Consider the following 12,148-nt stretch of genomic DNA (forward strand, 5'->3'; position numbering starts at 1 on the left):
GCCATGGCAAAGGTCCAGCTCGTCGAAACCTCGCTGCGCGATGGGAATCAGTGCCTGTGGGGCGCCCTTGGCGTCGATACGGCCCGCACGCTCACCATCGCCCCGGTGATGGAGCGCTGCGGCTTCAAGGCGATCGATTTCACCACGTCCACTCATATGGGCGTTGCGGTGCGCTACAAGCAGGAAGACCCGTGGGAGCGGATACGCGGCATGGCAGAGGCCTGCCCCACCACACCGCTGCAATTCCTCTCCACTGGCTTCCGCTTCATCGCCTGGGAGACCGCCAGCCCCGAATTCATGGAACTGGCCTTCCGCACACTGGCGCGCAACGGCATTCGTCGCTTCGCCCTAGCCGATCCGATGAACGATGCGGCGTCCAACGTGGAAGTCGCCCGCCTGGTGAAGCGCGCAGGCGGCGAACAGGTGGTGGGCGCACTCGTCTATACGATCAGCCCGATCCACGATGACGCCCATTATGCCGAGGCAGCGCGGATCATGGCTGCCAGCCCGGACATCGATGCGCTCTACATCAAGGACCCGGGCGGGCTGCTCACCAGCAAGCGCGCCCAGACCCTGATCCCCGCGATCATGGCCGAGATCGGTGACAAGCCGCTGGAACTGCACGCCCACTGCACTATCGGCTTGGCCGAGCAGGCCTATCTCGAAGGCGTCGAACTGGGCGCGACTGCCCTGCAATGTGCCAGCGGCGGCGCGGCCGACGGCACCTCCAATCCGCCTATCCAGCGGATGATCGCCAATCTGCGCGCCATGGGCCACACGGTCGAGATCGATGACGATGCCGTGGCGGAAGTCTGCAATTACTTCACGGCACTGGCCGAGGCGGAAGGCCTGCCCACCGGGCACCCGATGCCCTTCGATGCGGCATATTTCCATCACAATTTGCCGGGCGGCATGGTCGGCACCATGCGCCGCCACCTCTCGGACCAGCGAGTGCCCCATCTGGAAGGCGCCGTGATCGAGGAACTGGGCCGCATCCGGCGCGAGTTGGGCTGGCCCATCGTGATGACGCCCTTTGCCCAGATGCTGCAGACCCAGGCCGTGATGAACGTGACGGGCAAAGAACGCTATGCCGTGATCCCGGACGAGATCATCCGCTTCGCCATCGGCAAGTTCGGCCGCCCGATGCAACCGGTCGATCCCAACCTGATGGACCGCATCATGTCCGATCCGCGTACCAAGGAACTGGCGGCAGAGCCGGGCATGGCCGAACTATCGGACCTGCGGAAGCGTATCGGCCCGAACCTGTCAGACGAGGAATTCCTGCTGCGCGCCACCATGCCGGCCAATCTGGTCGACGCCATGCAGGCTGCAGGTCCCGCCAATCGGGTCTATAACCCCGAAACACGCGCGATCATGGAACTGGTGCGCGGCGTACTCAGCCGCCGCGACCTCACCGAAATCTCAGTCGAAAAGGAAGGCTTCCGGCTCGAAGTCGAAGCCTGATAACGGAACCCCACATGTCGCATTCCCAATTCGCAGAACCCATCGGCATTGCGCGCGGCGTGATGTTCGATCTCGACGGCACGCTTATCCTCTCCAACCGCGAGCTCGGCCAATACAAGGTCCTGCCCGGCGCGGTGGAGACGTTGGAGGCGCTGAAGAGCCGGAACATCCCCTATCTCGCCCTCACCAATGGCAGCGCCTATCCGGCAAGCCGCCAGGGCCCGCGCCTGCGCGAAATCGGCCTGCCCATCCCCGACGAGAACCTCTTCACGCCCAACAGCGTGGCCGGACAGGTACTCAAGAACCGCGGCGTGGAACGCGTGCTGGTGCTGGGCACTGATGGCGTGGCCGAGGCCCTGCGTATCGAAGGCCTGAACACCGTGATGCCAGGCGAGGCCGATGCAGAGCGCGCCGATGCCGTCTATGTCGCCTGGCACCCGGATTGCACGATGGATCACATCCATGCCGCCTGCGAAGCAGTGCTGGGCGGTGCAGCGCTCTTCACGGCGTCCGACGTGCCCTTCTTCGCCACGCAGAGCGGCCGTTCCTTCGGCTATAGCTGTGCGATCAGCGGTGCAGTTGCCCGGGTAACCGGCGTCGAACCCGAAGTGACCGGCAAGCCCTCACTCCACGCCATGCAGTTTGTTGCCGCACGGCTCGGCCTGCCGATGGCGGAAGTCGCCGTGATCGGAGACGATCCCAAGGTCGAAACCGAAATGGCCCGCCTGGGCGGTGCGATCGGTATCGGCGTGACCACCGGCACAACGTCTCTCGAAGAATGGGCGGCCCAGCCTGCCAACCGGGCGCCGCATCGCGTGATCGACCGGATCGACGCAATCCTCGAAATGGGTCTGCTAGGCTGATTTCCAGCGTCAATCAGAGGGCAGGATTACCTGCCTTCCACTTCACCGTCAGTTCGATCCCCTGCCCGATGGGCAGCAGGGCAGTTTGCAGATCGGGCTTTGCGCGGATGACCTTGCGCAAGGCCCGCGCGCTGTTACGCGCGCCTTCGGGGTGGATCATGTTGTCCGTGGCGACGACAGCCTCGTCCGCCAATTTCGGATAGACCGCCTCGAAACAGGGGACATAAAGGTCCTTCCAGATGTCGAGGAAAACGAACTCGAACGGGCCGGGATCGGCCCCGACAATGTCGAGCGCGTCTCCATTTCGAAATTCCACGAGGCTCTCAAGGCCCGCCCTCGTCAGCATCGCACGGGCATAATCCTGCTTGGCCGGATCCAGATCGACCGTAACTACGCTGGCCCCACAGGCCCGTGCCGCGTCGGCAAGGAACAGGGTCGAATAGCCGTAGCTGGTGCCCAGTTCCAGGATCGCCCGTGGCTTGCGCGCCAGCACCAATGCGTGAAGAAATCCCGCCGCCTCTGCTCCAACCGGAAGCAGGAATTCGTCCCGATGGGCGCCCATCTCCGTGGGTGCCATGCCAGACATGCGTGCGGTCTCCGCACTATGCCTCGCAGTATATTCGGCGAATATGTCGGCGACCCGGGGATCTTCGAATTTCATCCACTCTCTCCCTTCCTGTTCGGGAGAATGTGCCTCCGGTGAAAGGCAAAAGCCAGACAGCAAAAGGCCCGGAGGTTTCCCCCCGGGCCTTTCGTTTGTCGGTCCTTGCGGTTCGGATCGGGCTTAGTTGCCCGAACCCGGACCGTAGGTGATTTCGACGCGGCGGTTCTGCAGTTCGCGGACGCCGTCGGCAGTCGGAACCCGCGGGTTCGCTTCACCGAAGCCTTCGCTGCTGATCGCCGAGGACGGGATGCCCTTGCCGACAAGGTAGGTCTGAACCGAAGCGTTGCGGCGGTTCGAGAGGCCTACGTTGTACTGGGTGCTGCCCGAACGGTCAGCATAGCCAGCCAGCATGATCGGAACCGTACCGCAATTGCCATAGGCAGTCACAGCGCTGTCCAGGGTCGTCGCAGCCTCAGGCGTGATGTCCGACTTATCCCAGTCGAAGAACACGATGTACGGGCCCTTGTTGCACACCGGCGGAGGCGGCGGCGGGGGCGGAGGAGGCGGCGGCGGGGGCGGAGGAGGCGGCGGCGGCGGGGGCGGCGGCGGAGGCGGCGGAGGCGTAGCAGCCTTGCCAAACTCATGCCGCAGCGTGATCGCACCCGAGTGCACGTCGTGCCCATCGGCCATCCAGCCCTCGTAGCCCAGCTTCAGCCAGGTGTTGTCGGTGACGGTCGCAGCGATCGAGGCACCCAGAGCGAGCGCATCTTCGGCCCGGTAGGGGCTGATCACCGTGAACGGCGTACCCGGCTCTTCCGAATAGACGGCGGTGAACATCGCGGGTTCGTCATTGAACTCGTGACGCCATCCGGCCTTCACTTCGGGGACGATACCGCCGATGTTGCCGGAGATCTTCAGACCCAGTTCGGAGGTCAGGAAGTCATCCGTGCTGTCGTTCACCGTCAGACGGCCTGCAAAGGTACCACCTTCCGCGAAGCTCTCGAGCTTCGCCGAGACGTAGTCGAGACCGGCATACGGAGTGACGGTCGCACCACCCAGGTCGAAGCGGTAGCCGAGTTCACCACCGGCAGCCCAGATGTTGGCGTCGGGCGAGGCCGAGACAGCACCGGTAATGGTGCCGACCGTGGCGGTCCGCGTCGACTTGCCGTTCAGGTCAGAATAGCTGACGGCTGCCTTCACATAGAACTGACCCGGATCGTAGGCGCCGTAGACACCAACCTGGAAACCGTCGGAGTCCATGGTGCCGCCGTACCAGTCGAAGTCGCCTTCGTTCTTGACGTAGCCGCCACCGATACCGAGCACGAAGTCCTCGGCAACCGGGAAGTCAACACCGATCGCAGCCAGCCACTGTTCGCTCTCGTAACCGGTCGCATCGGCAGTGGTATCGCTGTCGATGTTTTCCTGACCGTAGTTGAGCGTACCCCAGATACCGGCGCTTTCGCGGCGGCAGGTGAGGGTGCTGTCGTCGAGCTTGAGTGCAGCGCACTCACCCATGTCGGACAGGACACCGTTGAAGCGGTTACCCATCCAACCCAGCGACTGCAGGTAGGTGGCGTACTGCGCACCGTGCAGGTTGCTGAGGGCCGAGCGGTATTCCGGCACGTCGAGAGTGAAGATCTCGGCCAGCATGTTGGCGAACGGACCAGTCAGCGACGAGGAGTAGACGTCCTCGATGCCGCCGGCTGCTGCCAGCTGGTTCGGGGTCAGGCCGAAGCGGCCGTCGTCGAACTTCACGCGCTTGATGCCCAGGTCGACGTTGTCTTCCGCGTCGTAGATGTCCGTCAGGTCGAGGAACATCGTGTTCGACACATAGACGTCGCCGAAGGTGCCCGTCAGATCGTCGGAGTCGATGATGTTGTTGTAGAAGTAGTCATCATCATACAGCCCGTTTTCGGTCGAAGCCCGGATTTCCAGAGCGCTGTCTGCACCCAGAACCGCGGTGTTCGCGAAGATCTGCTGGTAGTTGAACGGCGCGACACTGTTGTTGACGTCCGCAGCATCCGAAGAGTTCGGAAGTTCGAGCGCCAGCGTACCGCCGGAAGCGATGTTCAGGTTGTCCACCCAAGCCTTCGACGGACCGGCATACTTGTCGTTCGTCGCAGCCGGGTTGTCGCGCAGGTAGAGCACGCCGCCATCGGCGATCGTCAGGTCACCCACCATGTTCAGCGCGTCATTGACCTCGCCGTCAAACTGGGTTTCGCCATTGTCGACGGTGATGGTGTCACCGGCGCCAACGATGATGTTGCCGTAGATCGTCGCCGGAGCGCTGCCGTTACCATTCAGGTTGATGGCAGTCAGGGTCGGGTTGTCGCGAACGTTGATCGCATTGCCCCAGCTCCAGGTATCGCCACCATCCGTGCTCACGCGGACGTCGATGTCGCCCGAGTTGGTGATGGTGAGGGTTTCGGTGCCAACCGGCACGCCCACGCCCAGGCCCGAGCCCGCGTAGATACCGTCTGCGATTGCCGTGCCGCCATTGGCGACAACAGCCCGCACGTCGATGAGACCGGTGTTGGTCACATCCATCGTGTTGTAATCGCCATAGAGCACGATGCCGCCCGCCGAAGCGTAGGAACCGCTGCCGGCGATTGCCGTCGCATTGACCAGGATCTGCGAGTTGTTGTCGATCGAACCGGCAAGGCCGGGTTCGCCAGTACCGGCATAGACAGTGATCGCGGTCGCGAATGCGGACGCGTAGCTGTCATCCGTGCCCAGCGTGTCGACGGCCTTGGCATAGGCACCAACCTGGATCGCGCCGTCATTGACGACCGTCACCGTGTCGAAGTCACCCCCAGCAATGTAACCATCGGCATCTGCGCTCGCGAAGACCGAGGAAGTGCCCTGGGCCGTCGCATTGGCATTGACGTTGATCGAGTTGCTGTTCGTCATCGACGCATCAGCGGCAACACCCGTGGCGTAGGCGTGGTTCTGATAGATGCCGGTGACATAAGCCGTTGCATCGACATCGTAACCGCCGACCGCCTTGGCGTTGGCTTCCACGGTGAAGAAGGCGCTGCTGCCGTTGACGAAGGACATCTCGGCAGTCGTACCGCCTTCGACGTACTGGTAGACACCGTCAGCAGATGCGAAAGCGTGAGCATCCGAACCGCTGGCAGCGCTCGACGCATTGGCGTTAGCCGTGGCCGAGAAAGTGCCTTCGTTCGTGAACTCGGCAATCGCCTCGCTACCCCAGGCATACTGGTAGACTGCGTCAACCGAAGCCACAGCCGAGGCCTGGGTCGGAGCCACGGCGCTGGCGTCAGCCAGGAAGCTCATGGTGCCGAGGTTGGTGATGTTCACGGTCGAACCGTAGGCTTCCTGCCGGATGCCGGTCGCATAAGCACCAGCTTCGCCGCTGCCGATCGAGGCGTCAGCCTTGGCGATTGCCGAGACCGAGAACCCGCCGCTGTTCGACACCGATGCCAGCGATTCAGTGCTGCTGACATACTGATACAGAGCGAAGTTGACGTCAGCATAGGCGTCAGCCGAGCTGCCGGTAGCCGTAGCGCCAGCGGAGACGGTGAAGTCCGCGCTGCTGCCGTTTTCGAACACTGCCGCAGCCTGGCCACCGAAGGCGGTCGCAACCTGGGTAATGCCGTTCACGATGCCGTTGGCCGAGACGGCGCCGGTGGCGTTGGACACCGCGTTGGCGCTCAGCGTGAGGCTGCCTTCGTTCTCGATCAGCGCGACGGCGTCATAGCCGGTAGCGTCGAACGAGTCGGTACCAAGCGGCGGTTCCTGTTCGTAAGTGCCTGCCTGGACGTTCTGCGAGATCACGCCCTGCGGGATACCGTAGCTGTCGCTGGGCATCATGTCGGTCAGGCCCAGCGAAGCATAGGAATAACCGGTGCTCGGCGGAGGGGTTTCCTCGACTTCTTCAGCCGTGGAAAGCGAACCGGTAGTACCATCAGCCTTGGCCGTAGCCGAGATGGTGATGTCCGCGTCGACAGCGTTGGAAATCGCCACAGTGGCGATGCCATTCGGAGTGTCGGCCGACTGGCTGATACCCGAAACGACCGTCGCACCCGCACCGGCGCTGCCGGCGACTGCGCCTGCATCCGCATTGGCGGTTGCGCCAACAGCCATGCTGCCGCTGTTGGCGAGGCTGGCAGTGGCATCGCCAGCAGCCAGAGCCACCTGAGCAATACCGGCCTGGACGAAGGCAGAAGCTTCAGCCGAGTTGGCACCCGTGGCGTTGGCAGAGGCGTTGATATCGAAAGCGGTGCCCGCATTCGTGATCGAAGCCAGCGCGTCCGCACCGGTACCCGAAGCGATGGCCATCTGGCCGACGCCGATCAGGACGCCTGCAAGCGCATCACCCGAGTCGGTACCGCCAGCACCATGGGCGAGGGCAGTAACGTCGAGCGAGGTGGCATTGGTCAGCGAGACCGTTGCACCTTCGTAGCCATAGGCAATCTGGCCGACACCCGCGCCGATGAAGGCATAGGCTTCACCGTCTTCGCCAGCGACGGCATCAGCCGAAGCGCCGACGCTCAGCACGCCGTTGTCGAACGAGGCACTGGCAAGAGCCGAGGTCGAGATCGCGGCCTGGACAACACCGGCGCCGAGGATGGCAATCGAGTGAGCGTCGTCAGCTCCGGCGGTAGCCGAGGCATTGGCGCTGTAATCGATCACACCCTCGTTGGTGATGCCGACAGTGGCGTTCCCGTCAGCGTAGGCAACCTGAGCCATGCCGACACCGTAACCGGCAACCGCAGTGGCTTCGTTGGCTGCATTCGCCGTGGCATTCGCCTCACCACCGATGGTGGCAGGAGTGGTGGCCGAAGCAGTTGCCGCATTAACGAGGCTGACCGAAGCTTCCTCGCTGCCGATCGCGATCTGCACGTTGCCGGCAAGCACGCCCGAGAGCGCAACAGCGTTGTTCGAGCCGCCGCCCAGGCTGCCCGAGGTCGCCTTGACATTCGACGAAACGTCAACCGAGCCGCTGTTGTTCATGCCGACCGAAGCCGCAACGTCGCCGTAAGCGAACTGAGCGACACCGCCGCCGACAAAGCCGAGCGCGGTGGCGTCTTCGCCGCCATTGGCCGAGACGTTGGCAGCAACCGAGAGGTCACCGCCATTTTCCAGCAGCGCCGAAGCGGTCTGGGTGGTGCCAACTGCGACCTGCACGACACCGGCGAGAACACCGCCGAACGCGTGAGCGTCGTCAGTACCCGCAACTGCCTTTGCATCGGCGCCGATTGCCAGCGAACCGTCATTGACGAGACCGACAGTCGCGTCAGGGCCGACGATACCGCCGTCAGCAACCGCCAGCTGGCCAACACCGACGCCGACGAAGGCGTTGGCGGTAGCTTCGACAGCGCCGTTTGCATCGGCGCCTGCGCCGATGACGATCGCGCCGTCAGCGCCGTTGGTGAAGTCGACGTGAGCCGAGGTGCTGCCCCAGGCAACCTGACCGATGCCAGCCATCAGCATGGCGTTGGCGTCGGCAGTACCGGCGTCAGCCGCCGCAGTCGCGTTCGCGCTGAGGCTCATCAGGCCGGTGTTTTCGAAGCCAGCCGAAGCCACTTCGTCACCCAGAGCGACCTGACCGATGCCGATGCCGAGCGACGCGTCAGCCGAAGCATAGGTCGCACCAGAAGCGTCGGCAGTGGCGTTCACGTTGAACTCAGCCGGAACAGCCGGAGCCGTGCCGGTTGCAGCCGGGGTCAGGTTGCTGAAGCTGGCCGAGGCATCAACGCCGTCGACGAGCTGCATGAGACCCGCACCGATACCGGCCTGGGCGTCAGCGGAGGAGTCCGAGGAGATCGCACCGGCAACAGCAGTGACGTCAAGGCCACCCGTGTTGGCGAGCGAAGCGCTCGAGACGCCGCCCGAACCAGCTTCCTGGATGATGCCGACCTGGATGCCGGCATTGGCAGTGGCGCTGGTGGAAGCAGTGGCGTCAGCGAGAGCCGAGATGCCGAGCGAACCGCTGTTGTTGACCGCGAGAGTCGCGCTGTCAGCCGCACCGGCTTCCTGAGCAATGCCCGCATCGATGAAGGCATTGGCAGTGGCGCTGCCGCCGAGACCCTTGGCGTTGGCGTCAGCCAGCACACCCAGCGAAGCAGAGTTGGTCACGGTCGCCGAAGCGTCGCCACCCGAACCCGCGTCCTGATAGATGCCGGTTTCGACCGAAGCGTTGGCTTCTGCGTCTTCACCGCCGGTCGCCGAAGCAACGGCAGCCAGCTGGAAGGAAGCGCCTTCGCCCGAGTTGGTGAACGCAGCCGAAGCCGTATCCGGACCGCCAACGGTCTGATAGACGCCATCGTCGATCGAAGCGTCGGCGTCGGCATCGTCATCGGCAACCGCCTTGGCAGTTGCAAACACGCCGCTGTTGGCGCCGCCAACCGAGATCGAAGCAGAGTTAACCGGAGCGCCCGAGCCGACTTCCTGACGGATACCGTCATTGATGTTGGCATCAGCATAGGCGTCGTCGGCAGAGTTGAGCGCCGTGGTCGGGGCAACAGCCGAAGCGGTTGCCTTGGCCGAAACAGCCAGCGTGCCGTCGACATCGATGATGGCCAGCGAGCTATTGCCCGTGCCAGCACCGCCATCGACGGTCTGGAAGATGCCGAAATCTTCGATTTCAGCGTCAGCGAAGGCGTCATCATCGGTCGAGCGAGCCTTGGCGGTCGCACCGATGTCGATCGAACCGGTACCGGTGATCGAAGCGGTGGCGTTCTCGCCCGAACCAGCTTCCTGATAGATGCCAGTTTCGATGTCGGCATCGGCATCGGCATCGTTCACCGCATTGGCTTCAGCGATGGCGTGAATGCCGATCGAAGCCGCAGGGGAGTCAGCCGTGCCGTTCACGATCAGGGCGTTGGCAGTGTCAGCCGCGCCTGCATCCTGGTAGATGCCGTAATCGATATCGGCGTTGGCAGTCGCTTCGTCCGAACCGAAAGCATCGGCGCTGGCGAGAACGCCGAGCGAGCCGTTATTGTCGATTTCAACGGTGGCAACGCCGCCCGAACCGGCTTCCTGATAGATACCGGTATCGATATCCGCATCAGCGTCGCCCGAGTCGAAGAAGGTGCCGGTCGAGGAAGCCGAAGCAACGGCCGAGATGTTGATCGAACCGCCAGCGGCGTTCGAGATACCCGCGTAGGAGTTATCGCCCGAGCCCGCATCCTGACGGATACCGATGTCAACATCGGCGTCAGCATCGGCGTCGTCCGTGCCGAAGGCAGTCGCAACAGCGCCGATATCAATGCCGCCGGTGTTGGTGATCGTGGCCGAAGCGGAATCCGAACCGCCAACGTCCTGATTGATGCCGTTGTAGACATAGGCATCGGCATCGCCGTCGCCGGATTCGGCAATCGCGATGGCCGTAGCCTTCACATAGAGCTCAGCCGGAGCGGTTGCCGCAGCCGTCGCGTCGTTAGTGATCGCAGCATTGCCGGCAGTACCGCCATGCGCGTTCTGGTTCACCGCAGGCAGAAAATAGATATTCGCCTCGGCGTCAGCGTCGCCATTGGGGTTGGTCGCCTGCGCATAGGCACCAACACCAAGCGAGCCGGTGTTGAGGATCGTCGCAGTGTTTGCACCCGGGGAGTTCGGGTCCTGGTAGATCGCACCGAATACGTCGGCGTCAGCGATCGAACCGCTCGTGTCGACTGCGATAGCCGAAATGGCCACATCGCCAGCGGCAACGATTTCGATGTCAGCAAAGTTGGTCGCCGTACCGGTCTGGATCACCCAGCCGCTGCCGACGCTGTTGACGTCCGCGTAGGGAACATCGGTATCACCGGCCTGGCCATCGGCGTCGACGCCGATATGCGTGATGACCAGAGTGGCTTCTACCGTCGAAGCCGGGCCACCAAAGCCATCATCATTTTGCTGAATGACGCCAGCGCCCTCTGCGAAAGCAGTGCCTGAACCCATTGAGTTCAGTGCCAGCGCAGACACACCGACCGCCAAAAGGCGACGCGTATTGCGGTTCATCCGTATAACTCCCTCATATCGCCCCCCGTGAGAGGCTTCTGCAGTCGAATCTCTGTCGGGCCCCGTGAGACCCTTTTAAGCTTTGCGACCCGCCCTTTTTGGGCGATTTTGTTGTTATCGGTGACCTATTTGGCGGATTTCATACCGCTTTAGCCACCGTTCGTCCATGCCCAATGACCCATTTTTGTGACAATCGCCCTGCAAACCAGCGGATAACAAAAGTTACTCGCCCTTTGCAGACCGCCCGTCCGGGTGAAAGGCATACACGTCAGCAGTGTTAGATTATGTCTCCGCCCAGCAACTGTCCATGCCGCCGGAGGCCATCCGGCGAAATCCATTGTCTCCGTATCCTTAAGGCAACAGTTGCCTGTCGCAACTAATCACCCATCGTTAACGGGCACTTACGAAGGCACTCAGGAGCGTCCCGAAGGAATCGACATCACTGCCGATCTGGCGGGCTGCGGAAATGTGGTTGTGGCCGGGCTGAACGTAGAGCACCGGCAGCACGCCCTTTGCAGCGTACCAGCCATCCGCAAGGGCCTTCGCCTGATCGTGGCACTCGGCCATGTCGAGCTCGCACAGGGCGAAGAGGCAGGGCACGTCGGTGGCGATCAGACCGGGCAGAGGCGACATGGGCGACCAGTCGGCCAGTTCGGCGCCGTAATATTGCGGCTTGAACGGATCGCGCACGGCGATGGAAAGGTCATAGAAGCCGGAGCTCATGATGGCGCCTGCAATGCGGCCTGCGGCCTCTCCGGGCGCCGCCACGACGTCGGCCACATGGGTCGCGCCAGCCGAATGGCCCATAAGGTAAATCCGACTCGGATCGATCCCGTATTCGGGCGCGTGGGCGGCGAGATGGAGGATCATGGCGATCACATCCTCCCGCCCGGCCGGCCAGCGCACTTCGGGAGCGAGGCGGTAATTCATCGCCGCGCAGACGATGCCCTCTCGCTGCGCCCAGGCCCCGATATTGTTGTAGAAGGGCGCGCCGGGCGCTCCCTTGTCGCCCATGACGAAGCCGCCATCGTGGACGAAGAGCAGGCAGGGCGCAGGCTCGCCCGCTTCCGGACGGAAAAGGTTGGAGCGGTGGCGCTCATGCGGGCCATAGGCGATGTCGCGCATGGTGTGGGCCTCGTCCGGCGCGGGGACCAGCGGGGCGAGCAAGGCGTTGGTCCGCTCGATCAGGTCCATGGTGAAGTCGCTGCCCATGGCGCGCAGTTCTGCGTGGAAGGTCTGGCGGTCCATT

4 protein-coding genes and 2 pseudogenes are annotated in these 12,148 nt (G+C 63.3%); 2 read left to right on the forward strand and 4 right to left on the reverse strand.

The window, feature by feature from the left end; all coding sequences use genetic code 11:
* Positions 1-3 precede the first annotated feature (3 nt).
* Together WFP36_RS13515 and WFP36_RS13520 are read left to right on the forward strand one after the other, a co-directional pair.
* Positions 4-1,464 carry a biotin carboxyl carrier protein gene (locus tag WFP36_RS13515; RefSeq protein ID WP_336981125.1) on the forward strand — a complete coding sequence of 487 codons (1,461 nt, stop codon included), beginning with the start codon at positions 4-6 and terminating at the stop codon, positions 1,462-1,464.
* Between the two features lie 14 nt (positions 1,465-1,478).
* Entirely contained in the window at positions 1,479-2,327 is an 849-nt protein-coding gene (locus WFP36_RS13520; RefSeq protein WP_336981127.1) for an HAD-IIA family hydrolase, read from the forward strand.
* 13 nt (positions 2,328-2,340) lie between these two features.
* Here the strand turns inward: WFP36_RS13520 and WFP36_RS13525 are convergent, their stop codons facing one another.
* From WFP36_RS13525 to WFP36_RS13540, 4 genes and pseudogenes are all read right to left on the reverse strand, one after another.
* Complete coding sequence (locus WFP36_RS13525; RefSeq protein WP_336981129.1) at positions 2,341-2,913, reverse strand: O-methyltransferase; 573 nt, start codon at positions 2,911-2,913, stop codon at positions 2,341-2,343.
* Positions 2,914-3,111: 198 nt separating this feature from the next.
* Positions 3,112-3,600, reverse strand: a pseudogene (locus WFP36_RS13530) (OmpA family protein); the annotation flags it as partial.
* 87 nt (positions 3,601-3,687) lie between these two features.
* Positions 3,688-10,899 (reverse strand): annotated as a pseudogene (locus WFP36_RS13535) (autotransporter domain-containing protein); the annotation flags it as partial.
* A 390-nt stretch (positions 10,900-11,289) separates the two neighbouring features.
* A complete protein-coding gene (locus WFP36_RS13540; RefSeq protein ID WP_336981131.1) occupies positions 11,290-12,147 on the reverse strand; it encodes an alpha/beta hydrolase in 858 nt (285 codons plus the stop codon).
* Position 12,148: the final 1 nt, after the last annotated feature.

The sequence above is a fragment of the Fulverythrobacter fulvus genome (genome assembly GCF_037154085.1).
GTDB lineage: Bacteria > Pseudomonadota > Alphaproteobacteria > Sphingomonadales > Sphingomonadaceae > Andeanibacterium > Andeanibacterium fulvum.

Excerpts from the sequence above, each read along its gene's own strand:
- WFP36_RS13515 (WP_336981125.1), top strand. The coding sequence starts at position 4 with ATGGCAAAGGTCCAGCTCGTCGAAACCTCGCTGCGCGATGGGAATCAG.
- WFP36_RS13520 (WP_336981127.1), top strand. The coding sequence starts at position 1,479 with ATGTCGCATTCCCAATTCGCAGAACCCATCGGCATTGCGCGCGGCGTG.
- WFP36_RS13525 (WP_336981129.1), bottom strand. The coding sequence starts at position 2,913 with ATGTCTGGCATGGCACCCACGGAGATGGGCGCCCATCGGGACGAATTC.
- WFP36_RS13540 (WP_336981131.1), bottom strand. The coding sequence starts at position 12,147 with ATGGACCGCCAGACCTTCCACGCAGAACTGCGCGCCATGGGCAGCGAC.